Source organism: Streptomyces sp. NPDC056835 (genome assembly GCF_042789485.1).
Classification (GTDB): Bacteria; Actinomycetota; Actinomycetes; order Streptomycetales; family Streptomycetaceae; genus Streptomyces.
In genome coordinates, this window is the sequence record NZ_JBHUBB010000013.1 from 99,613 (window position 1) to 122,403 (window position 22,791).

Below are 22,791 nucleotides of genomic sequence, written 5' to 3' on the forward strand. Positions count from 1 at the left end.
CGTCCGGAAATTAGGCCGGGACGATGTTCTCCGCCTGCGGGCCCTTCTGGCCCTGCGTGACGTCGAACGAGACCTTCTGGCCCTCCTGGAGCTCACGGAAGCCCTGGGTGGCGATGTTCGAGTAGTGGGCGAAGACGTCGGCGCCGCCGCCGTCCTGCTCAATGAAGCCGAAGCCCTTTTCCGAGTTGAACCACTTCACGGTGCCAGTAGCCATGTCATTCTCCTAAAACAGGTGCAGAGCCGGAAATCCGCACTTTACGGATTCCTCGTCGCCGCATTGAGCCCCATCCGGAGAAGCCGGCAAAAACAATAATGCGCCTGAGGAACATTCCCGTCAGGCGCACATAAAGTTCATGGGTACCAAAACTGCAACGCAGTCAGCCTAGCACGCCCGAGCACCGGTGCGACGATCACCCGTGATCCTCGCGCGGCGGGCTGTCGTCGGATCCGCGCCGTACGGTGCGCAGCGGCCGGTCCGGCCGCCAGACCTGTACGACCAGGTCGTCTCCGTCGAGTCCGGTCCGTACCACCTCGCCGAGATCGACCCGGAAGAGATGAAACGGAAACGGAGGTTCGACCTCCGCCGCGAACCGCACAAGCGTCTCCTCGTCCATGACCTCGACCGCCCGTCCGGCGACTCTGACGTCGCCGTCGGCCATCTCGGCGCCCTCCCCCGGATTCGCGTGCACGGCGAAGCGCGGGTCGCGCGTCAGATCCCGCGCCTTACGGGAATTCGGCATCATGCCGAGCCACAACTCCCCGAATCGGAAGGTGACTTCGAGCCCTGTCACGCGCGGGGAGCCGTCCTTGCGAAGGGTGGCGAGGACATGATGGGTGTGCTTCTCGAATCGCCGCTGAACGGTCTCGGCGAAGCGCGGCTCCGCCGAGACGAAATCGGCCCAGGTGAATGTCATGCGCCCAGCCAACACGGAATACCGGACATCTTCTGTCGCCTTTCGCGGCCCGGTGGTCCCGTTCCACGGGCGGCCCGGCGCTTCCCCGGTGCTCCCGGTGCTTCCGGCGCCCCTCGCCTGCGGGGCCTCCCGGCCTGGTGGCCTCGACAGGGGTTGGCCGCGACCCATGTCGCGATATAGCGTTAGTGCTCCGGTCGTGCCGTCGGCCGCATCGCGAAGACCTTCGACAGACCAGGACGGAAGCATGTCGCAGGAGATCTCGCCCACCGGGAAGCGCTCCGGCCCCGGCTCGCCGCCCGAGCTGCGGGCCTCTCACGCGGACCGGGACCAGGTGGTGGACGTGCTGCGTATCGCGGCGGGAGACGGCCGGCTGACCTCGGACGAGTTGGACGAGCGCCTGGAGGCCGCCCTGTCGGCGCGGACCGTCAGCGAACTCACGGCGCTCACCGTCGACCTGCCGCCCGTCTCGGCCTCGACCGGCGCGGCCGTGGCAGAGGTCAAGGACGTACTCCGGATCGACCAGAAGTTCAGTCCCGTCACGCGTGTGGGGCGCTGGGTGGCCCCCCGGAGGCTGGAGCTCGCGGTGGAGTGGTGCGCGGTGACGCTCGACTTCACTCAGGCTGTGACCACGCAAGACACCTTGCGGATCGACATGGATATGAAGGGCGGGACCCTGACGCTGGTCACCGGGCCGGGCGTCGTGGTCGATACGGACGGTCTGAGACTGGAGCACACCAAGGTCAAGGTCCGTCAGGCTCCGGACCTCGGTGCGCCGGTCACACTGCGCGTGGAACTGGTGGGCAGGAAGATCCATGGCCGCGTCGTCGTGCGGCCCGCGCGTCGGACGTTCGGACAGTGGCTGCTGCGCAGACCACCGTCCCCGCCGGCCGGCCACTGACTCCATCGACGCGAACCACCGGCGGGGCGCTCGCGCTCTGCGCCCGGCGTGCCATGAGTGGCGCCGGACAAGCCCCTTACGGCGCAGGCGTATCAGTCCCGAATCCACCGGAGTCGCGGACCAGGAGCGCGATCTGCACCCGGTTGGACAGCCCGAGTTTGGTGAGCGAACGGCTCACGTGAACCTTGACGGTGGTCTCGGTCATACCGAGCTCCCGGCCGATTTCGGCATTGGCGAGCCCTCGGGCGACCGCGCCTACGACCGTTCGTTCGCGGCCGGTGAGGACGGACAGCCGTTCCCTTGCAGCGTGGGAGTCCGGGGACCGCTGCTCGGCGAAAGCGTCGATCAGCCGCCTGGTGACCGTCGGCGAGAGCATGGCGCTGCCGTCCGCGACCGCGCGGACGGCAGCGATCAGGTCGCGTGGCGCGGTGTCCTTCAGCAGGAACCCGGCGGCCCTGGCACGGAGGGCGCTGTGGACGTACTCGTCGCGGTCGAAGGTGGTGAGCATGACCACAGCCGGAGGGTCGGGGGCCCGGTTGATCTCCTTCAGCGCGGCCACGCCGTCGATGCCGGGCATCCGCACATCCATCAGGACGACATGCGGACGGTGTCCGGCGACGGCGGTGACGGCCGCCGCACCGGTGTCCGCCTCGGCGACCACCTCGATGTCCTCGGCGGCCTCCAGGATCATGCGCAGTCCGGCCCGGACAAGGGCTTCGTCGTCGACGATCAGCACGCGGATCATGTCGGCAGCTTCGCGGAGACGACGAATCCCCCGGCCGGTTCCGGGGTGGCCGTGAAACGCCCGCCGAGCAGTTCGACGCGCTCTCGCAGGCCGATGAGCCCCAGTCCGCTGCCGGGCATGGGCGGAGCGTGGCTGTTCGAAGCGGTGTTGCTGATCGTGACCTCCAGCGCCGAGGGCAGGTACCGCACCACGACCTGGGTAGCGGCCCGGCCTGCGTGTTTGTGGATGTTGGTGAGTGCTTCCTGTACGACCCGGTAGGCGGTGTGTTCCACCATGGCGGGAACACCGCCCGCGGTGCCCTCGTCCCGCCGTTCGACGGGGACACCGGCCGACCTGGACTGGTCGAGCAGCCGGTCGAGGTCGGCGAGTGTCGGTCGCGGCTGGAAGGACTCCCCGTGCGGCCTGCGGAACTCCCCGTCCGTCTCCGTCAGTATCCCCAGCACGGCTCTGAGTTGAGTGAGCGCTTCCTTGCCCGTGGTCCGGATCAGCTCCGCTTCCGCCGCGGTCTTCTCCTCGGTGGCGTTGATCTCCAGTGCTCCGGCGCGCAGCACCATCAGCGAGACCCGGTGGGCCACCACATCGTGCATGTCCCGGGCGATACGGGCGCGTTCCTGTGCCCGAGCCTGCTCGGTTCGGGTGGTCTGCTCCCGCTCCAGCCGCTCGGCCCGCTCGCGCAGCCCGGCCACCACCTGCCTGCGGGCGCCCATCCACAGCCCGCCCATGACCGGAAGCCAGACGAACAGCGCCACGCCGCCGAGCGCGGAGACAGCCTCGACGCCGGGCCGCGGTACCGCCACCAGCAGGCTCGCGGCCGACGTGAACATCACCAGGTGGCGGGGGCGTCGGCACGTTGTCGCCGCGACGTGGGCGGCGACCGCGACCAGCAGCCCCGGCCCCCGGACCACGGAGTCGACGGCCGTGATCAGGAACAGCGGCCACAGACGCCTCGGCACCATCGTGATCGCCACCGCCGCCGACGCCCCGACCGCGGCGGCCTGCACAGGACCGGGCACCGCTGCGAGCCCCGACAACCCGGGGCCGTGCGAGGGCGGACCGGGGAGGGCCGCCGGGAGGAGGGCGGCGCAGAACGCGACAGCGGGAGGCAGCCAGGCGGCCAGGCGGTGTGACAGCCTGGTCAGTTCCGATATGGGACCGCGGGCACACACTCGATGGGTCACCAGCTCAGGATCCTCGATGGCCCGCGCTCGGTCATGGGCGGCCCCTGAGCGCACAGCACGGGCACGGTGCCACGTAGCACTCGAATGCCCAGGGGTACGAACACCAGACACAGGACGCCGGACGAGACGACGCCGTCGAAGAGGTTGCTCTCCTTGAGCGCGCCGGTCCACAGCGTTCCCGCGAGGAGGAACAGCACCAGCCGTACCGTACCGAACGTTCCCGATCGGTAGGCCCCGACGGCGAGTACGAACGTTCCGATGTACAGGCCGAACGCGGCCGTGATGGGCACCCGCCACGGCCCGTAGGAGATGTCCGTATAGGTGTCGAGCACCGTTCTGGTGGCCTGGTCGAGCCCCAGCGGTCCGACCAGTTGGAACGCGGTGTGGTCGACACCCGCCCAGTACAGGCGGGAGAACAGGCCCACAACGACGAGCGTGCCACCGGCGAAAGCGAGTCCCGGAGATCTCGCGGCGACGATCCTGGCGAGTGTGATGAAGGCGGGGCACAGCAGGACGGCACCCGCGGCGAAGCACGCGTAGCCTGCCGTGACCAGTGCGGGATTCGCCTGATACGCCGCCAGTTGGGCGGGAGCGGCGAACGGCTGCTGGTCGAACCACGCCAGCTGCTCCGGCGTGAAGCCTGCCGACCGGGTGGCCAGATGACGCAGAAGCAGCCCGGCGAACCACACGACGGGACCGAGGATGAGGGTCGCTCCTCCGATGCCCCTTCCCGGGAACCAGACATCGCGGTGGACGTGAGCGGGGGTCTGCCATGTGCCGCCCGTGCGGGCGGACGTGTTGGGTCTGGACATACCCGGCAGCCTGGACTCCGGGGCGCGCGAGCACATCCTTCGATCGATACGGGCAGGCGTCTCTTTGGTCGCGCCGCCTGAGCGGCTACGCCGTCGAGTGAGTGATCAGCCCACTACGGCTCATTCCGTTCCCGTACTCCCCGGGAGCCGCTTTTCGGGTTCCGGAGCGGGGTCGAGGCGGGCGCTCAGGGTCTCCATGTCCGGGACGAACCAGAGGTGTGTGCCGCGGTTGCTCTCGCGGACGAAGTCCCGCAGCGCGGCGCTGTCGGCCGTGTGCCGCGCGATGTCACCCACGACGGCGACGCGCAGCCGGTAGTTGACGAACTTCTGGACGATGTCGCCAGCGACGCGGGTGCGCAGTTGGAAGAAGGCGTCCTCGAACCGGCCCGCCGGTATGACGACCCAGGCGGCGCCGAGGTAGAACGCGTCACCGATGAGGTCCAGCGCCTCGCGCTCGCCGCGCAGCGGATCGCCGTCAGGAGCGCAGAGGAGAACAGGTATGCCATGGATGTGCTGGAGGGCCAGGGGGGCCAGGGGGGCCTGAGGAGGTTCTGCGGTTTCGCTCATTTCCGGTTCTTCGATCATTCCGGTTTCCTGTTCATTCCGGTTGCCCGATCAGGGCGTTGACGATCTTGAGCAGTTCGGCGGTGCTCTCCAGGCCGCCCAGGATGATGACCTTCAGCACGGCCCGTTCCTCGTCGTAGACCGTCTCGACGCGCAAGCGCTCCCCGCCGTCCCGGCCGTGTGCGACGGCGGCCATGACCGTGTTCGTCAGACGGATGGTCGCCTCGGGGTCGATCGCGTCGATCCGCACGATGACGGATGCCTCGGCATGGCGCCCGCCCAGGCCGACGGAGGGCGAGGAAGAGGGCGCCGGGCGGCCGGTGAACGCCTCCAGGTCCTCGCGCGCGATCCGGTACTGCTTACCGATGCGGGTCGCCCTCAGCCGGCCGTCCCGTACGTAACCGCGCACCGTTCGCACATGAAGATCCAGCAGCTCCGCCACCTGGTCCACCGAGTAGTACTGCTGTGGCAATGACTCCAGCCTCTCTTCCCTATCCGCACTGAAACTACCACTTCACTGGCATCATCAGGGAAGTTTAGGGAAGTTTGCCGTTTGGCTGGCGACTGTGGCCGGTCGGACCGCGGGCGTGGCCGGTCGGCCGATGCGTCGGTACGGGGCGGACACCTAGCGTCGTTCCCGGACGGATCAGCCGCCGCACCCGCATTCGCACCCGCATTCGCACCCGAGGGGAATCACTCGATGGAGAATCACCCACAACTCACCTCCGTGATCACGGAGTTCGAGATCGATGTCATCGAACTTCTCGTGGAGACGCTTCAGCACGCAGTCAAGTGCGAGTCGCGGACCGTGGGCACGGAGGACCTGCTCGCCGCCCTGGTCATGGGCGACTCGGCGGCCGGCGAGGCGGTCGCCCCCGGTATGCGGCGTGCCGGCGAACTGAGCGGAATGATCCGCGGCCGAGCGGGGCGCGGCTGGGCGAGCGACGACCACGACGACGAGGCGTCGGGCGAACCCGCCGATGAGCACGAGGTCGCCGCCACGTGGCGCGTCGCGCAGTGGCAGACCGCGATGCGCGCCCGGAAGACGACGAAGGCGTCGAAGACGGCGGAGGCAGCGGAGGCAGCAAAGGCGGCAGAGACGACGGAGACGACGGAGACGGTCGCGCAGGGCGACCAGGAATGGCCCGAGCCGTCCGGGGCCCTGCGCGCCTGCCTGTTCCTCGCCCTCGGGCTCGCTCGCCTGGAGGCGTCCCCCGGCGTGTACGCCCGGCATGTGGCCCGCGCCCTGCTGGACCTCCCCGACAGCAGGGCGCGGGAAGCGTACGCGCTGAGGCAGCTGGACCGGGCCGCCGCGTACGCCGCGCTGGACGCACTCGACGCGCGGGAGTCACCGGCCGCGCCCGCGACCGACCGTCCGCTCTCCCACGCCGCCACCGTCCTGCGCCGGGCCGGGCTGCTGGAGGACCGGAGCAACTGGCTGGCGCGCAAGGTGATGGCATGGACGACCCAGCACCCCGGCGACGGCACGTCCATGTTGTTCGCGGTGACCGTCGAGGCGAGTCGCCAGGCCGTACGGTGCGGACGGAGCGCGGTGGAGCCGGTCCATCTGCTGCTGGCCGTCCTGGCCCTGGACCGGTCGCTGTCCCTCGCCGGACGGTCGCTGCCGGCCGAGGTCGCGGCCACCAACGGGGCCGCGGATCTGCTGCGTACGCATGGAGTACGGCCGGACGCGCTGGCCCTGTCGGCCGTCGCCGCCGACCCGTCCCCCGTACCCGATGAGGTGCCGCTCTCCGCCGCCGCCGAGCGGACCTTCGCCTCGGCCCGGCTCATCGCGGCCGAGCACCACGCCTCCTCGGCGGGAACGGTGCATCTCCTGGCCGCGCTCCTCGATGACGTGGCGGACGACGAGGAGGGTGACGAGGAAGGTGAGGAGGAGTCGGTCTCCCGACGGCTGCGCGCGCACGGCGTGGACCCGATCGCGCTGCGGGCGGACCTGGCTCCGCGACTGAGCGCGTGAGGGGCGGCCGACCCCGCTCGGCACCCGGCGGTCCGGCCGACGCTACCGTTTGCCGCGCGGAGATCCGCCGGACAGGGGCCTGGACGAGCACCTGGACGAGGGGCGAGGGAACGAGAGAACGAGGGCCGGGGGCAGGGATGGACGTGAGGCGACCGGGCCCGCCCCAGCGCACGCGGCGGGCCTGGGCACGCGCGGGGATCGCGACGGCGCGCACGGCGCGGTCGGTACGGCGCGAGGCGACGGAACGGTGGGCCGCCGCACGCCGGGCCCCGCGCCGTACCGTCGTCGCCGAGACGCTGGCCGTCGGACTGACGGCGGCCCTCGGGCTCATCCCCTTGCTGCTGTTGCCGCCGGAGCGGCCGGTACTGGCCGTGCTGGAGGCGCTGTACGCGGCGTGCCTGATGCCCCTGCGGCGATACCGGCCGGTACTGGCGGTCCTGGGCACGGGACCGACGCTGGTGGGCCCCAACGTCTGGGTGCTGGCGGTGGTACCGCTGATCGTGCTGTCCGCCACCCGTCGGATCACGCCGCCCCGCCGGGCCTGGCTCGCGGCGGGGATCGCCTGCGCGGCATCCGTCGTACTGACGATCGCCGGAAGTCTGATCGTGCCCGGCCCCTGGCTGACGAATACGGCCGGGAACGCCGTCTCGGCCGTTCTCCTCATAGTGCTCCCCACGCTCGCCGGGACACTGCTGGGGCGGCGCCGTCCCCTGGTCAGTCTGCTGCGGGAACGCAACGCCTATCTGGAGCAGGCCCGTTCACTGACCGCGGCGGCGGCGCGGATGGAGGAACGTGCCCGTATCGCCGGTGAGATGCACGATCTCCTCGGCCACCGGCTGAGTCTGATCTCGGTGCACGCCGGGGCACTGGAAATGGCCGCCGCGCGCCAGGCGCCACCGCTGGCGGGCCAGGCCGAGCTGCTGCGTACCACCGCCGGTACGGCGATGGAGGAACTGCGCGACATCCTCGGCCTGTTGCGGCGCGAGGAGGTGACATCAGAACCTGAAGCGGGTCGGGGGACACACGAGGACGTCAGCGCTCTGGTGGCGGAGTCCCGGCGGGCGGGTGTCATCGTCGAGCTGGTCTGGTCGGTCCCCGACACGGCTGATCCGAGCCCGCGCACGCGCCAGTCGCTGCACCGCGTGGTCCGCGAGGGGCTGACGAACGTACTGAAGCACGCGTCCGGGGCGCCCACGCGCGTGGAAGTCATGGAGGTCACGGGCACAGCCGGCGAGATCGAGGTCTCCGTCACCAACGAGGCGCCGCGCCCGGGGCGTCACCCACAGCCCGGAAACCGCAGCGGGCTGGTCGGCCTGGAGGAGCGGATCGCCCTGCTCGGGGGTGCGTTCACGGCGGGCCCGCTACGGGACGGCGGGTTCCGGGTGGCCGCCCGGCTGCCGTCACGTCCGAACGGAATGCCCCCGCTCGCCGTCCCCCCAACGCCCACGAACGAACCCGCCGGCGGCCGGACGGCCCGCACGGGAACCCGCCCTCCCCTGTCGGCGGAAGTCCTCACCTGGCCAAGGGTGCTGGGCGCGGGCTGCGCCGCCGCGCTCGTCATACTGCCCACCGCGACGTTCCTGTTCTTTCTCCTGGCAGCGGCCATCCTAAGATGAGCAGGTGATACGAGTCCTCATAGCCGACGACGAGACGCTGATGCGCGCCGGCATCCGGCTGATCCTGGAGAACGCCGAGGACATCGAGGTCGTGGCCGAAGCGGCCGACGGCCGCGAAGCCGTGGCGGCCTGCCGCGAGCGGACCATCGACGTGGCGCTCCTGGACATCCAGATGCCGGGCCAGGACGGCATCGCCGCCGCCGAGGAGATCGCCCGTATCTCACCCGCCACTTACGTGGTGATGCTCACGGCGTTCGGCGAGGAGCAGAGCGTCACGCGCTCCCTGCGGGTCGGCGCGAGCGGCTTCCTGCTCAAGGACACCGGCCCCACGGAGCTGATCCACTCGGTACGGCTCGCCGCGAAGGGCGAACCGGTGCTGGCCCCCCGGATCACCCGGCGGCTGATGGAACAGCACGTACGGTCCACCAAGGACACCCAGGCCGCCCTGCGCCGAACGGAGAATCTGACCGCCGCCGAACGGGAAGTCCTGCGGCTGGTCGGGACCGGTCTGTCCAACGCGGAGATCGCCGATCAGCTCTATCTGAGCGCCGGTACGGTCAAAGCGCACATCAGCCGGATCCTGACGAGCACGGGTTGCGCCAACCGCGTACAGGCGGCGGTACTGGCCCACGACGCGGAGTTGCTGGCCGACCGCTGAGCCGGACGGGGAGGTCTAGGAGACCCCCGGCGGGAGCGAGAGATGCGCCCAGACCACCTTCCCGGGCCCGTGCCGCTCACCGACACCCCATACATCGGCCAACGCGTCCACGAGGACGAGCCCCCGCCCGTCCGGGGCATCGGGCGCCGCCACCCGTGGCCTCGGCCGCTCGTCCGACGCGTCGTGCACCTCGATACGGAGACCATCGGGACGCGGCACATACCGGGTCTCGATCTCACGCCCGGGAGATACGCGGGCGTGCCGGGCGGCGTTGGTCAGTAACTCGGAAAGAATCAGCACGGCGGAATCCTCCAGCGCGGAAAGCCCCCAACCGGCGAGCGCTTTACGCAACTCCAGCCGCGCGAGCCCGACACAACTCGGATGACGGCTCCACCGCAGCACGACGGAGCCGTAGTAGGGGGAGTTGGGATGGCTGGTGTCCGGCCGGCCTTCCATCACCATGGTGAGCACCTTTCCGTTCTGGCCATGCGAAATAGACCCCACGGCGTCTATTGAATTCCCAACGGAATAGCCACACTTCGGCGGTTTGAATGTCGGGAAGGGGTGGCCATTACGATCCCCTATCGGGCACACTGGAGACATATCCGAGCTGTCACCAAATGCCCGCAGTGGACGGCGGGTTGAGCGAAAGAAGGTTCGATCCCAGTGGAGCTGAACAACGAATCGGACAAGCTCACACCACGATTGAGGCTGGGCAGGCGAGTGCGTCGCCTGCGAGAACGGAGGGGGTTGTCGATCCGTCAGCTCTCCGAACAGGTAGGCGGCTACTCGCACAGCTATCTCGGCCGGGTGGAGTTGGGGGACCAGCTACCGTCCGAAGCGCTGGTGCGGTTGCTGGACGAATTCTTCGACACGGACGGCATGTTGGCGGAACTGCTGGAGTTGGCACACGACTTGCTGATTCCCGACTACAGCCGGACGTTCCTCAGTAAGGAGCCGCTGGCCGAACGGATCCAGGTGTTCACGAGCAGCCACATCCCCGGCCTTCTCCAGACAGAGGAGTACGCGCGCGAACTGTTCCGCAGAGCGCTCATCAGCGAATCCGAAGAGGGACTGAATGAGCGCGTCGCTGTCCGAATGCGTAGGCAGCGGATTTTCGAACGTGCGGAACCGCTACCGTATTGGGCGATCATCGATGAAGCAGCCCTGAAGCGACCAATGTTGGTACCAGGGTGCATGGCGGAACAGCTGCGCCACCTGGTACAGATGTCAGCCCGGCCACGCGTCGCGATTCAGGTACTCCCCTTCGCCAAGGGGATGCATCCCATGCCGGGAGGGAGCCTGACCCTCATGACCCTGACGGAGGGCGAGACGATCGCCCAGGTCGAGAGCTTCGACTCCGGCGAGGGAGTACATTCAACGAGAAAGATCGTTGAGCTGACGGAGTGCTTCGATCTGGCTCGCTCAATGGCTCTGACGGATGATGAATCCCTCGACCTGATCCGTAGATACCTGAAAGAGTATGAAGATGAACGCGATTCCTGACGCATCGACTCTGACCGCATGGCGCAAGTCGAGCTACAGCGAGAACGCGGGAGGCGGGTGCGTCGAGGTCTCCGACGGCCACCCCGACACCGTCCCCGTACGCGACAGCAAGAACCCCCACGGCCCCGCCATCCTCATCCCCACCCACCACTGGTCCACCTTCATCACCGCCCTCAAGCAGGACGAGTCCACGTACCGTCGCACCTACTGACGGGTGTGGGGTCCGTGGGCCGTGACTGTGCCCGCTCGCGGACCCGTTCCGACAGTGCGTCGTTCGGCGGCGTCGAACGCGGGCGCGAGCGGGGCCAGCGCCGCGCAGAGCTGGTCGGGCAACGAGCCGGAGGGCACGACCAGTCCACCGGCGCCGAAGCTCCCGGCCCCTGCGTTCCCGTCCGGCCTGAGCCAGCCTTCCAACGCGATACGGACCGCCGCGGCCACGCTCGCCGCGAGAACGCGGGCTGTGTGCGTTCCGGCGTCACCCAGGCGTTCGGCGATCACCGCTGTGAGAGGGGGCTCGATGTCGGCGGTGGCATCGAGGAACGCGTCGCGCAGCGCGGTCCGAGTGACGATCAGCAGCAGCGCCTCGTGTTCGCGCTCACCGGTGTTCGTGTACTGCTCGACCACTGCTTCGGTGACGGCGTCGGCCAGGCGCACTCCTGCGGGCCGGGCCGCGACCGCCGCCGCGATCCGCGCCTCCCGGTCGGCGGTAACAGCGGCGACGATCGCCTGCTCGCGGCTGGCGAAGTAGTTGTTGTAGGTGCGGGGCGAGACCCCGGCCGCCTCGGCGATGTCCTCGACCCGTACTTGGTCCGGTCCGCGCTCCACGGCCAGGCGCAGGGCCGCCTCGCGCAGCGCCTCGCGCGTGGCCTGCTTCTTCCGCTCCCGCAGCCCTGGCGGTGGTGTCGTCACGGTGTCAGCGTTCCACACAGGTTGCGCGAGCGCAAACTTGCGTGCACGCACTTTTCCTGTCAGCCTCGGCCCGACCGAGACCGACAGAGGGGACGTCACCATGCGAGCAAGAGGAATGACCTACGACACCGGATTCGTCGTGCACGGCCAGATATCCCGCGAGCACTTCGACCTCGCGGTGGTCCAGCGCGAGCTCGCCATCATCCGCGACGACCTGCACTGCAACGCGATCCAGATCATCGGCGGCGACCCGGACCGACTGGAGCTGGCCGCCGGGGCCGCCGCCGAGCTCGGCCTGGAGGTCTGGTTCTCGCCCTATCCGCTGGAGTTGGACCCGGAGCAGATCCTCACGCTCTTCCGCGACTGCGCCGAGCGAGCGGAACGGCTCCGGCAGCAGGGGGCCGCGGTCGTGTTCGTCGCAGGGGTCGAGCTGAGCGTGATGAACCGCGGGTTCCTGCCCGGAGATAGCCCCGAGGAGCGGGTCGAGCAGCTGATGAGCCAACCCGAGCGGCGGGCCGAAGCGATGCGCGACCTCGGTGTGCGCATGAACGCGTTCCTCCGCGACGCCGCGGCCACGGTTCGCGTGCGCTTCCAAGGCAAACTCACCTACGCGTCCATCCAGTTCGAGCAGGTCGACTGGACTCCCTTCGACATGGTGACGTTCGAGCTGATCCGCTCCGCCGAGGTCGCCGACCGGTTCCGGGACGCGGTGCGCACCCTGGCCCAAGGCCCGAAGCCGCTCGCCATCACCGGGTTCGGCACCGCGGCCTACCGAGGCGCGGGAGACCGGGGCGGGCGGGTGCTTGAGGTGGTCGAGTACGACTCGGAGACCAAGGCCCCTGTACGGCTGAACGGTGTATACGAGCGTGACGAAGCCGGCCAGGCCGCATATCTGAGCGAACTGCTGGAGATCTTCGAGACCGAGGGCGTGGACAGCGCGTTCGTGTTCCTGTTCGCCTTGCCCGGCTACCCGCACCGCCCGCACGGCGACCCCAGGGACGACTTGGACCGGGCCGGCCTGGGCATCGTCAGACTCCTCGAAGGGCGCCGGGGGCAGACGTACCCCGACATGGATTGGGAACCCAAGGCCGCATTCGCGGCAGTGGCGCAGCGGTATCGGAGGTGAATCGGGCGCCCGGTGGAACAGACGGCGTCGGAAAGCAGGATTCCACTTGAACGGTCATCGCGAATACACGACAGGTTCACCAGGGCGTGCGACGTTTCTGCCGCCATCCCCCTTGTGCCAGTTTCCGTAGGGAAGTCGTTGTGAGCCGAAACATCCTCCGCACGGCCGCGCTGATCGCCGTGCCAGTCGCCACCATCGCCGCACTGGGGGTTACGACCGCGTCCAGTGCGACGCCCTCGTCGAGCGCCGCTTCGGCGACCGCCGCCCCGAAGTCCCCCGCCGCCGCCCCCGCCGCCGCCGCCGCCGAGGGATGCTGGCCGTCGACCCCGGGCGGGTATGTGCACCCCCTCGCGTTCCCGCAGCCGGCCGCGAAGGACATCCCCAAGCAGGGGTACAACGTTGTCGTGGAGATCCCCCAGGACAGCATCACGAAGTACGAGATCGACCCGAGCACGGGCCAGTTCGTCGTCAGCCGCTTCATGTCGATGCCGGTCACCTACCCCGCCAACTACGGATCGGTGCCGCAGTCGGTGGGCGGCGACGGGGACCCGCTCGACGGGCTGGTCCTGACCCGCGAGCCGCTGACGCCCGGCGCGGTGATCAACGTACGGGCGATCGGCGTGCTGCACATGGTTGACGACGGTGACGAGGACGAGAAGGTCATCTCCGTCCCGGTGGACGACGTCGACCCCACCTACTCCGAGATCAAGACCATCAAGGACCTGCCGTCCATGGAGCAGCAGCGGATAGAGGCGTTCTTCCGCGTCTACAAGGACCTGGGCAGCGACAAGAAGGTCGAGCTGAACGGGTACGGCAACGCCACCGAGGCCACGAAGCTGGTCCAGAGCAACATCGCGACCTACCAGAAGAAGTGCGCGAGCTGAGCTGATCACTCACGGTCCTGACCGGCCGGTCAGCATACGGGCTGACCGGCCGGCCGTGCGTCCGGGGCCGTGCCGATCCGCTCGGGAGACTTCCCGCCGCGCTCAGCCCGCGCCTGAGGCGGGGTCCGGGTCGGTGCCGGTCAGGGTGGTGCTCGCCGTCCAGAGGCGGCGCGCCGTTTCGGGGTCCGCGAAGTGGTCGCGTACCGGCTCGAACCGTGGTCTGCCGCGCAGACCGAACAGCCGGGGGCCGATCAACTGGCCCCCGCGTACGGCCGGATCGAGGACGGCCCGGACCGCCGGCCACGCGCCCGCTTCCTTGCCCTGCACCAGGAGGCCCAGCGGCAGACCGCGCAGCCGCTGGGCCGTGGTGCGCACGTGCAGTGGGGCGCGGGACGGCGTCAAGGCGTCCAGGGCGCCGCCGGGGTGGGACACCACGCTGATGGTGGTGCTGTGTGCCGCGCGCAGCCGGCGGTCGAGTTCGAGGCCGAACAGCGTCTGGGCCAGCTTCGAGCGCCCGTAGGTGCGCTTGGGCCGGTAGTCGCGCGTGCTCTGGAGGTCGTCGAGGTCCAGCCGTTCGCTTCTGGCGGCGAAGCTGCCCGTGGTGACGACCCGCGCGGCGGGCGCGGCGTGGAGCAGTGGGGCGAGGCGCGCGGTCAGGGCGAAGTGCCCCAGGTGGTTGGTGGCGAACATCAGCTCGTGCCCGGCGGCGGTCTCGCGGCGCGGTGGATCGTCCAGCAGCACACCGGCGTTCAGGACCACCGCGTCGAGGGCTTCCACACCGAGCGCGTACACGCTCTTCTCGATCGAGGCGGGATCGGCGAGGTCCAGCGGTATGTGGCGTACGAGCGCGTCCGGCACGCGGGAGCGGATCGAGGCCGTCGCCGCTTCCGCTTTCGACGCGTCGCGGCCCGCGATGACGACCGTGGCGCCGGTCGTGGCGAGTTGCTCGGCGGCGAAGTAGCCGATCCCCGCGTTCCCGCCGGTGATCAGGAAGGTCTTGCCCTCGGCGCGCGGCAGGCGGTGTACGTCCCAGGTCATGACGGGTCTCCTTCGGAGGGGAACGGGCGACGCCCGACTGAACGAACGGTGTTCGTCAACGGCAGAGTGCACTTAGCGAACGGCGTTCGTCAAGCTAGGATGAGGTCATGCCCGCCCGCCCCCGGACCCGGTCCGCGAAAACCACCCTGAGCCTCGACGCGATCGTGGCCGCCACCCTCGCCCTGGTGGACGAGCTGGGGTGCGAGGCGGTGAGCATGCGGCGGGTCTCCCAGGCCGTACAGACGGGACCCGCCTCGCTGTACGTGTATGTGCCCGACCGGGGCGCGCTGATGGCCCTCGCCCACGACCTGGCCGTGGCGGACGTCCGGCTGCCCACCGACGCCGACGGGGACTGGCGCGCCCGGCTCGAACTGCTCGTGGACCGCGCGGTGACCGCGCTGGCCGCCCACAACGACATCGCGACCGTCGGGATGTCGGGCGCCCTGCCGGGCCCGCACATCCTGCGTATCACCGAGGAGTTGCTGCGGCTGCTGCGGACCGGCGGGGTCAGTGACGCCGCCTGCGCCTGGGCGGCGGACCTGATCGGCCAGTACATCGCCTCGTCCGCGCTGGAGGAGGGGGAGAAGGCGGAGGAGGCGTTCGCCGCCCGGCTCGACACCCTCTACCGGTCACTGCCCGCCGGGCGCTACCCCACGATCCACGCGCTGGCGCCGCTGCTGACCAGCGGTGACGGGGCGACGCGCGCCGCGTGGAAGATACGCGTACTCATCGACGGGCTGCTCGCCCCGCCCCAGAGCGACGCCCCCCAGCCCGAGGCGCCTCACGGGTCCACGGGCCTCAGGTGACGATGCCCAGCTCCCGTGCCCGGCTCAGCCACTGCGGGAACTCGCCGATCAGCCGGTCGTACAGGACGGCGTCCTCGACCCGGCGCGGGTCCTCGCCCGCGTGGAAGAACCCGGCGTTGTCGACGCGCCGTTTCGCCGGGACGGCGAGGTCGTCGAGCTTGCGGAGGAAGTCGAACTGTCCGCTCTCCGGGTCGCCGAAGCCGATGAACTGCCAGAACAACGGCAGTTCGGCCGCCTTGCAGAGATACCGCTCGGCGGCCGACTTGCTGATCGGGCCGCCGTCCGTCTGGAAGACCACCAGCGCCGGAGCGGTCGAACCGCTGTCCAGATAGTGGTCGATGACGGCGTCCATGGCCACGTGATAGCTGGTCCTGCCCATGTGGCCGAGCCCGGCGACGATGGTGTCGATCCGGCCGTGGTGGTTGGCCAGGGAGATGTCCGACTCCGCGTCGATGTCCGTGGAGAAGAGGACGACGGGCACGACGCCGTCGTCGTCCAGATGCGCGGAGAGCCCCAACACCCGGTCGGCCAGGGCCTGGACGCTGCCGTCCTTGTAGTACTCCCGCATCGAGCCCGAGTAGTCGAGGACCAGATAGACGGCCGCCCGCTGTCCGCTCAGCCCGTTCTTCGTCAGCGAGACCGCCGCGCTCTTGTAGAGGCTGACCAGCGCCGGGGCCGTCTCCTCCACCTTCCGGAGACTGATGGCGGGTCCGGACACGGCGGGGGCGGTGACCATGCTGGGTCCTCTGTGGTCGACGGGCGGCAAGTCACGCGATTATGCCAGCCGTCACGCACCACGGCGCCTGCCATAGGTCCGGTCGGGGACTGGGCAGGCGCCGCGTCTTGCGGGACGGCCCGGGAGACGCTCCCCGGGCCGACACCGCCCGTACGCCGTTGTACGGGAGTCTTGTTGAGGTGGAGGCGGTGACGTATCAGACCGTCAGCGCACGGTCCGTCGGACGGATCGGAGCCGGCAGATCGCTCGCGCCGGTCAGCATCCGGTCCACACCGCGCGCCGCCGAGCGGCCCTCGGCGATCGCCCACACGATCAGGGACTGGCCGCGGCCCGCGTCCCCGGCGACGTACACGCCGGGCACATTGGTCGCGAAGTCCGCGTCCCGCGCGATGTTGCCGCGCTCGTCCAGCTCCAGACCGAACTGCTCGACCAGGCCGTTCTCCTGATCGGTGCCGGTGAAGCCCATGGCGAGCGTGACCAGCTGGGCGGGGATCTTCCGCTCCGTGCCCGGCTTCTGCTCCAGCTTGCCGCCCTTGAACTCCACCTCGATCAGGTTCAGGCTCTGGACATTGCCGTCCTCGTCACCCTCGAAATGAGTCGTGGAGACGGAGTAGACCCGCTCGCCGCCCTCCTCGTGCGCGGAGGTGACCTTGTAGAGCATCGGGAAGGTCGGCCACGGCTGGTGCGCGGCGCGCTCCTCGCCCGGCTTCGGCATGATCTCCAGCTGGGTGACGGACAGCGCGCCCTGGCGGTGCGCCGTGCCGACGCAGTCCGCGCCGGTGTCGCCGCCGCCGATGACCACGACGTGCTTGCCCTCGGCGGAGATCGGGGAGACCGTCAGATCGCCCTCCTGCACCTTGTTGGAGAGGGGCAGGTACTCCATCGCGAAGTGGATGCCGTTCAGCTCACGGCCCGGGACGGGCAGATCGCGCGAGATGGTGGCGCCCGCGGCGATGACGACGGCGTCGTACCGCTTGCGCAGCTTCGCCGCGTCGATGTCCCGGCCGATCTCGATCTCGGTGCGGAACTTGGTGCCCTCCGCGCGCATCTGCTCGATACGCCGGTTGATGTGCGACTTCTCCATCTTGAACTCGGGGATGCCGTACCGCAGCAGTCCGCCGATCCGGTCGGCGCGCTCGTACACCGCGACGGTGTGACCGGCCCGGGTCAGCTGCTGGGCGGCGGCCAGTCCGGCCGGGCCCGAGCCGATGACGGCGACGGTCTTGCCGGACAGCCGCTCCGGCGGCTGCGGGGTGACATCGCCGCTGTCCCACGCCTTGTCGATGATCGAGACTTCGACGTTCTTGATGGTGACGGCGGGCTGGTTGATCGCGAGGACACACGCCGACTCACAGGGGGCCGGGCAGAGCCGTCCGGTGAACTCCGGGAAGTTGTTGGTGGCGTGCAGCCGCTCGCTCGCGGCCGTCCAGTCCTCGCGGTACGCGTAGTCGTTCCACTCGGGGATCAGATTCCCCAGCGGACAGCCGTTATGACAGAACGGGATGCCGCAGTCCATGCAGCGTCCGGCCTGCTTGCTGATGATCGGGAGCAGCGAGCCCGGAACGTAGACCTCGTTCCAGTCCTTGACGCGCTCCTCGGCGGGGCGGGTCTTGGCGACCTCGCGCCCGGTGGTGAGAAAGCCCTTCGGGTCAGCCATTGGTCGCCGCCTCCATCATCTTCTCGGTGGTCTCGGTCTCGGAGAGACCGGCCAGCTCGGCGGCGTCCTTGGCGGCGAGCACTGCCTTGTACGTGGTCGGGATGATCTTGCTGAAGCGGTCCACGGCGGTGTCCCACTCGGCGAGCAGCTTCTCCGCGACGGTGGAGCCCGTCTCCTCCTGGTGGCGGCGCACCACATCGTGCAGCCACTGCTTGTCGGTGTCTTCGAGTTGTTCGACGGCGCCCAGGTTTCCGGCGTTGACGTTGTCGGCATCGAGGTCGATGACGTACGCGACGCCGCCCGACATGCCGGCCGCGAAGTTGCGGCCCGTCTCGCCGAGGACGACGGCGTGACCGCCGGTCATGTACTCGCAGCCGTGGTCGCCGACGCCCTCGGAGACGACGGTGGCGCCGGAGTTGCGGACGCAGAAGCGCTCGCCGGTACGGCCGCGCAGGAAGAGTTCGCCGCCGGTGGCGCCGTAGGCGATGGTGTTGCCCGCGATGGTGGAGTACTCCGCGAGGTGGTCGGCGCCGCGGTCGGGCCGTACGACGACCCGGCCGCCGGAGAGGCCCTTGCCGACGTAGTCGTTGGCGTCGCCCTCCAGGCGCAGCGTGACACCGTGCGGCAGGAACGCGCCGAAGGACTGGCCGGCGGAGCCGGTGAAGGTGATGTCGATGGTGTCGTCGGGCAGGCCCGCGCCACCGAACTTCTTCGTCACCTGGTTGCCGAGCATGGTGCCGACGGTCCGGTTGATGTTCCGGATGCCGATCTGGGCGCGTACGGGCTGGGCGGCCTCGGCGCTCTCGGCGCCCAGCGCGTCGGCGGCGAGCTTGATCAGCTCGTTGTCGAGCGCCTTCTCCAGGCCGTGGTCCTGGCCGATGACCTGGTGGCGTACGGCGTTCTCGGGCAGCGCGGGCACATGGAAGAGCGGCTTCAGGTCGAGGCCCTGCGCCTTCCAGTGGTTCACGGCCCGCTCGGTGTCGAGCAGTTCGGCGTGGCCGACGGCCTCTTCGAGGGTACGGAAGCCCAGCTCGGCGAGGAGTTCACGGACTTCCTCGGCGATGAACCGGAAGAAGTTGACGATGTACTCGGCCTTGCCGGAGAACCGCTCGCGCAGCACCGGGTTCTGGGTGGCGATACCGACCGGGCAGGTGTCCAGATGGCAGACGCGCATCATGACGCAGCCGGAGACCACGAGCGGCGCGGTCGCGAAACCGAACTCCTCGGCGCCAAGCAGCGCGGCGATGACGACATCGCGGCCGGTCTTCAGCTGGCCGTCGGTCTGGACGACGATGCGGTCGCGCAGCCCGTTGAGCAGCAGGGTCTGCTGGGTCTCGGCGAGGCCCAGCTCCCAGGGGCCGCCCGCGTGCTTGAGCGAGGTGAGCGGCGAGGCGCCCGTACCGCCGTCGTGTCCTGAGATCAGTACGACATCGGCGTGCGCCTTGGAGACACCCGCGGCGACGGTGCCGACGCCGACCTCGGAGACCAGCTTCACATGGATGCGGGCCTGCGGGTTGGCGTTCTTGAGGTCGTGGATCAGCTGGGCCAGATCCTCGATGGAGTAGATGTCGTGGTGCGGCGGCGGGGAGATCAGACCGACGCCCGGGGTGGAGTGCCGGGTCTTGGCGACCCACGGGTAGACCTTGTGGCCGGGCAGCTGGCCGCCCTCGCCGGGCTTGGCGCCCTGCGCCATCTTGATCTGGATGTCGTCGGCGTTGACCAGGTATTCGCTGGTGACACCGAAGCGGCCGGAGGCGACCTGCTTGATGGAGGAGCGGCGGGCCGGGTCGTAGAGCCGGTCCGCGTCCTCGCCGCCCTCACCGGTGTTGGACTTGCCGCCGAGCTGGTTCATGGCGATGGCGAGGGTTTCGTGCGCCTCGCGGGAGATCGAGCCGTACGACATGGCGCCGGTGGAGAAGCGCTTGACGATCTCGGAGGCGGGCTCGACCTCGTCCAGCGGGACGGGCGTACGTCCGGAGGCGAAGTTGAACAGCCCGCGCAGCGTCATCAGCCGCTCGGACTGCTCGTTCACCCGGCTCGTGTACTGCTTGAAGATGTCGTAGCTGCGCGAGCGCGTGGCGTGCTGGAGCCGGAAGACGGTCTCCGGGTCGAAGAGGTGCGGCTCGCCCTCGCGGCGCCACTGGTACTCGCCGCCGATCTCCAGCTTGCGGTGGCTCGCGGAGATCCCGGAGGCCGGGTAGCCCTTGGCGTGCCGGGCGGCGACCTCCTCGGCGACGACATCGAGACCGGCGCCGCCGATCTTGGTGGCGGTGCCGTTGAAGTACTTGTCGACGAATGCCTCGTCCAGGCCGACGGCCTCGAAGACCTGCGCGCCCCGGTAGGAGGCGACGGTGGAGATGCCCATCTTGGACATCACCTTGAGGACGCCCTTGCCGAGCGCGTGGATCAGGTTCCTGATCGCCTGCTCGGGCGCCAGGCCCTCGATGAACGTACCGGCGCGGACCAGGTCCTCGACGGACTCCATGGCGAGGTACGGATTGACGGCGGCGGCGCCGTAGCCGATGAGCAGCGCGACATGGTGCACCTCGCGGACATCGCCGGCCTCGACCAGCAGCCCGACCTGGGTGCGCTGCTTGGTGCGGATGAGGTGGTGGTGCACGGCGGCGGTCAGCAGCAGCGAGGGGATCGGGGCGTGCTCGGCGTCGGAGTGCCGGTCGGAGAGCACGATGATCCGGGCGCCGCTCTCGATCGCGGCGTCGGTCTCGGCGCAGATCTCGTCGATGCGGGTGGCGAGGGCGTCACCGCCGCCGCCGACCCGGTAGAGACCGGAGAGCGTGGCGGCCTTCATGCCGGGCATGTCGCCGTCAGCGTTTATGTGGACGAGCTTGGCCAGCTCGTCGTTGTCGATCACCGGGAAGGGCAGGGTGACGCTGCGGCACGACGCGGCGGCCGGCTCCAGCAGATTGCCCTGCGGGCCGAGCGAGGAGCGCAGCGAGGTGACAAGCTCCTCGCGGATGGCGTCCAGCGGCGGGTTGGTGACCTGCGCGAAGAGCTGGGTGAAGTAGTCGAAGAGCAGCCGGGGCCGGGCGGAGAGCGCGGCGATCGGCGAGTCCGTACCCATGGAGCCGATGGGCTCGGCACCGGCCCGTGCCATCGGCGCGAGCAGGACGCGCAGCTCCTCCTCGGTGTAGCCGAAGGTCTGCTGGCGGCGGGTGACGGAGGCGTGCGTGTGCACGATGTGCTCACGCTCGGGCAGGTCCGACAGCTCGATCTCGCCGGTCTCCAGCCACTCCTGGTAGGGCTGCTCGGCGGCGAGGGACGCCTTGATCTCGTCGTCCTCGATGATGCGGTGCTCGGCGGTGTCGACGAGGAACATCCGGCCGGGCTGGAGGCGGCCCTTGCGGACGACCTTGGCCGGGTCGATGTCGAGGACGCCGACCTCGGAGGAGAGGACGACGAGCCCTTCGTCGGTCACCCAGTAACGGCCCGGACGCAGCCCGTTGCGGTCGAGGACCGCGCCGACCTGCGTGCCGTCGGTGAAGGTGACACAGGCGGGGCCGTCCCAGGGCTCCATCATCGTGGCGTGGAACTGGTAGAAGGCGCGCCGGGCCGGGTCCATGGAGTCGTGGTTCTCCCACGCCTCGGGAACCATCATCAGCACGGAGTGCGGCAGCGACCGGCCGCCGAGGTGGATCAGCTCAAGGACCTCGTCGAAGGACGCGGAGTCGGAGGCGTCGGGCGTACAGACGGGGAAGATCCGCTCCAGCGCCTCGGTGCCGAAGAGGTCGGACGCGAGCTGGGACTCGCGGGCACGCATCCAGTTGCGGTTGCCCTTGACCGTGTTGATCTCGCCGTTGTGGGCGACGAAGCGGTACGGGTGGGCGAGCGGCCAGCTCGGGAAGGTGTTGGTGGAGAACCGCGAGTGGACCAGCGAGATCGCGGTCGCGAAACGGCGGTCGGAGAGGTCGGGGAAGAACGGCTCCAGCTGCCCGGTGGTGAGCATGCCCTTGTAGACGATGGTCCTGGCGGAGAGGGACGGGAAGTAGACCCCGGCCTCGCGCTCGGCGCGCTTGCGCAGCAGGAATGTCTTGCGGTCCAGGGCGATGCCCGCGCTCGTGCCGTCCGCGACGAACAGCTGGCGGAAGGCCGGCATGGTCGAGCGGGCGGTGGCGCCGAGCAGCCCGGGGGCGACGGGGACCTCGCGCCAGCCGAGGACGTTCAGGCCCTCCTCGGCGGCGATCGTCTCGATGCGTGAGACGGCGTCCGTGGCGTCGTCGGCGGGCAGGAAGCCGATGCCGACGGCGTACGAACCGGCCTCGGGCAGCTCGAAACCGGCGACCTCGCGGAGGAAGGCGTCCGGGACCTGGAGGAGGATTCCCGCGCCGTCGCCGGAGTCCGGCTCGGAGCCGGTGGCGCCGCGGTGTTCGAGATTGCGCAGTACGGTCAGCGCCTGCTCCACCAGCGCGTGGCTGGCTACACCGGTGAGGGTGGCCACGAACCCGACGCCACAGGCGTCGTGCTCGTTACGGGGGTCGTACATCCCCTGGGGGGCGGGGCGACCGTCCATGGGCGACCAGGCGTCGGAACGCATCGGCTCTCCCGTCGTCGTCGTGGCATATGCGAGTACCGAGGGACGACGTTGGCCCTCCAAGAAATTTCGTGCAGGTTACATGATGGGAAGCTTCTCGGGAAGCGGATAGCTTGTTCCAACATGTGGACACCGCTGGTAGCGGTGAAGGGGGGCGCAGACGGACAGATCGTCGTCCGGTCGGCTGAGACGGAGCAGGCTTCGTTGCCCGCGGCGC

The 22,791-nt window shown here is 69.6% G+C and carries 22 protein-coding genes; 9 read left to right on the forward strand and 13 right to left on the reverse strand.

What is annotated here, in order from left to right:
- Positions 1–10: 10 nt before the first annotated feature.
- Both ACFRMN_RS17155 and ACFRMN_RS17160 read right to left on the reverse strand, forming a co-directional pair.
- Complete coding sequence (locus ACFRMN_RS17155) at positions 11–214, reverse strand: cold-shock protein (RefSeq protein ID WP_015607926.1); 204 nt, start codon at positions 212–214, stop codon at positions 11–13.
- Positions 215–410: 196 nt separating this feature from the next.
- Entirely contained in the window at positions 411–914 is a 504-nt protein-coding gene (locus ACFRMN_RS17160) for a pyridoxamine 5'-phosphate oxidase family protein (RefSeq protein ID WP_383019856.1), read from the reverse strand.
- Between the two features lie 244 nt (positions 915–1,158).
- Between ACFRMN_RS17160 and ACFRMN_RS17165 the strand changes: the two genes are divergently transcribed.
- A complete protein-coding gene (locus tag ACFRMN_RS17165; RefSeq protein ID WP_383019858.1) occupies positions 1,159–1,812 on the forward strand; it encodes a DUF1707 domain-containing protein in 654 nt (217 codons plus the stop codon).
- A 76-nt stretch (positions 1,813–1,888) separates the two neighbouring features.
- Here ACFRMN_RS17165 and ACFRMN_RS17170 read toward each other — a convergent pair whose 3' ends face one another.
- The 5 genes from ACFRMN_RS17170 to ACFRMN_RS17190 form a co-directional block, all read right to left on the reverse strand.
- On the reverse strand, positions 1,889–2,557 hold the full coding sequence (locus ACFRMN_RS17170) for a response regulator (RefSeq protein ID WP_383019861.1): 669 nt from the start codon (positions 2,555–2,557) through the stop codon (positions 1,889–1,891).
- On the reverse strand, positions 2,554–3,735 hold the full coding sequence (locus ACFRMN_RS17175) for a sensor histidine kinase (RefSeq protein ID WP_383019864.1): 1,182 nt from the start codon (positions 3,733–3,735) through the stop codon (positions 2,554–2,556). The genes ACFRMN_RS17170 and ACFRMN_RS17175 overlap by 4 nt, the downstream gene beginning before the upstream one ends.
- Positions 3,732–4,547 carry a hypothetical protein gene (locus ACFRMN_RS17180; protein WP_383019867.1) on the reverse strand — a complete coding sequence of 272 codons (816 nt, stop codon included), beginning with the start codon at positions 4,545–4,547 and terminating at the stop codon, positions 3,732–3,734. The genes ACFRMN_RS17175 and ACFRMN_RS17180 overlap by 4 nt, the downstream gene beginning before the upstream one ends.
- A gap of 120 nt (positions 4,548–4,667) precedes the next feature.
- Positions 4,668–5,114, reverse strand: a complete 447-nt coding sequence (locus ACFRMN_RS17185; RefSeq protein ID WP_383019870.1) for a DUF4180 domain-containing protein — start codon at positions 5,112–5,114, stop codon at positions 4,668–4,670.
- A 31-nt stretch (positions 5,115–5,145) separates the two neighbouring features.
- On the reverse strand, positions 5,146–5,583 hold the full coding sequence (locus ACFRMN_RS17190; protein ID WP_383019872.1) for a helix-turn-helix domain-containing protein: 438 nt from the start codon (positions 5,581–5,583) through the stop codon (positions 5,146–5,148).
- Between the two features lie 228 nt (positions 5,584–5,811).
- Here ACFRMN_RS17190 and ACFRMN_RS17195 point away from each other — a divergent pair, with 228 nt between their 5' ends.
- The 3 genes from ACFRMN_RS17195 to ACFRMN_RS17205 all read left to right on the forward strand — a co-directional run bounded on the left by ACFRMN_RS17195 (position 5,812) and on the right by ACFRMN_RS17205 (position 9,363).
- Complete coding sequence (locus tag ACFRMN_RS17195; RefSeq protein ID WP_383019875.1) at positions 5,812–7,089, forward strand: Clp protease N-terminal domain-containing protein; 1,278 nt, start codon at positions 5,812–5,814, stop codon at positions 7,087–7,089.
- Positions 7,090–7,226: 137 nt separating this feature from the next.
- Positions 7,227–8,705 (forward strand): sensor histidine kinase, encoded by a 1,479-nt coding sequence (locus ACFRMN_RS17200; RefSeq protein ID WP_383019878.1) that lies wholly within the window; start codon positions 7,227–7,229, stop codon positions 8,703–8,705.
- Between the two features lie 4 nt (positions 8,706–8,709).
- Complete coding sequence (locus ACFRMN_RS17205) at positions 8,710–9,363, forward strand: response regulator (protein ID WP_383019881.1); 654 nt, start codon at positions 8,710–8,712, stop codon at positions 9,361–9,363.
- A gap of 15 nt (positions 9,364–9,378) precedes the next feature.
- Here ACFRMN_RS17205 and ACFRMN_RS17210 read toward each other — a convergent pair whose 3' ends face one another.
- Positions 9,379–9,867, reverse strand: a complete 489-nt coding sequence (locus ACFRMN_RS17210) for an ATP-binding protein (RefSeq protein WP_383019883.1) — start codon at positions 9,865–9,867, stop codon at positions 9,379–9,381.
- 162 nt (positions 9,868–10,029) lie between these two features.
- Here ACFRMN_RS17210 and ACFRMN_RS17215 point away from each other — a divergent pair, with 162 nt between their 5' ends.
- Both ACFRMN_RS17215 and ACFRMN_RS17220 read left to right on the forward strand, forming a co-directional pair.
- A complete protein-coding gene (locus ACFRMN_RS17215) occupies positions 10,030–10,869 on the forward strand; it encodes a DUF5753 domain-containing protein (protein WP_383019886.1) in 840 nt (279 codons plus the stop codon).
- The gene (locus ACFRMN_RS17220) at positions 10,853–11,080 is read left to right on the forward strand and encodes a DUF397 domain-containing protein (protein ID WP_383019888.1); all 228 of its coding nucleotides are present in this window, start codon (positions 10,853–10,855) and stop codon (positions 11,078–11,080) included. The genes ACFRMN_RS17215 and ACFRMN_RS17220 overlap by 17 nt, the downstream gene beginning before the upstream one ends.
- Here ACFRMN_RS17220 and ACFRMN_RS17225 read toward each other — a convergent pair.
- Positions 11,074–11,778, reverse strand: coding sequence for a TetR/AcrR family transcriptional regulator (locus ACFRMN_RS17225; RefSeq protein ID WP_383019891.1), 705 nt, complete (start codon positions 11,776–11,778; stop codon positions 11,074–11,076). The two genes, ACFRMN_RS17220 and ACFRMN_RS17225, sit on opposite strands and share 7 nt — an antisense overlap.
- A 115-nt stretch (positions 11,779–11,893) precedes the next feature.
- Between ACFRMN_RS17225 and ACFRMN_RS17230 the strand changes: the two genes are divergently transcribed.
- Both ACFRMN_RS17230 and ACFRMN_RS17235 read left to right on the forward strand, forming a co-directional pair.
- Entirely contained in the window at positions 11,894–12,904 is a 1,011-nt protein-coding gene (locus tag ACFRMN_RS17230; protein WP_383020120.1) for a hypothetical protein, read from the forward strand.
- 140 nt (positions 12,905–13,044) lie between these two features.
- Positions 13,045–13,788 carry an inorganic diphosphatase gene (locus ACFRMN_RS17235; RefSeq protein ID WP_383019894.1) on the forward strand — a complete coding sequence of 248 codons (744 nt, stop codon included), beginning with the start codon at positions 13,045–13,047 and terminating at the stop codon, positions 13,786–13,788.
- Between the two features lie 102 nt (positions 13,789–13,890).
- Here ACFRMN_RS17235 and ACFRMN_RS17240 read toward each other — a convergent pair whose 3' ends face one another.
- Entirely contained in the window at positions 13,891–14,826 is a 936-nt protein-coding gene (locus tag ACFRMN_RS17240; protein ID WP_383019897.1) for an SDR family NAD(P)-dependent oxidoreductase, read from the reverse strand.
- A 107-nt stretch (positions 14,827–14,933) separates the two neighbouring features.
- On the opposite strand from ACFRMN_RS17240, the gene ACFRMN_RS17245 reads away from it, so the two are divergent.
- Positions 14,934–15,632: a TetR/AcrR family transcriptional regulator gene (locus ACFRMN_RS17245; RefSeq protein WP_383019899.1), complete on the forward strand. Its 699-nt coding sequence runs from the start codon at positions 14,934–14,936 to the stop codon at positions 15,630–15,632.
- Here the strand turns inward: ACFRMN_RS17245 and ACFRMN_RS17250 are convergent.
- The 3 genes from ACFRMN_RS17250 to gltB all read right to left on the reverse strand — a co-directional run bounded on the left by ACFRMN_RS17250 (position 15,625) and on the right by gltB (position 22,577).
- Positions 15,625–16,368, reverse strand: coding sequence for a vWA domain-containing protein (locus tag ACFRMN_RS17250; RefSeq protein ID WP_383019902.1), 744 nt, complete (start codon positions 16,366–16,368; stop codon positions 15,625–15,627). The genes ACFRMN_RS17245 and ACFRMN_RS17250 overlap by 8 nt on opposite strands.
- Positions 16,369–16,564: 196 nt before the next feature.
- Positions 16,565–18,025 carry a glutamate synthase subunit beta gene (locus tag ACFRMN_RS17255; RefSeq protein ID WP_383019904.1) on the reverse strand — a complete coding sequence of 487 codons (1,461 nt, stop codon included), beginning with the start codon at positions 18,023–18,025 and terminating at the stop codon, positions 16,565–16,567.
- On the reverse strand, positions 18,018–22,577 hold the full coding sequence (gene gltB / locus ACFRMN_RS17260; protein WP_383019907.1) for a glutamate synthase large subunit: 4,560 nt from the start codon (positions 22,575–22,577) through the stop codon (positions 18,018–18,020). The genes ACFRMN_RS17255 and gltB overlap by 8 nt, the downstream gene beginning before the upstream one ends.
- Positions 22,578–22,791 lie beyond the last annotated feature (214 nt).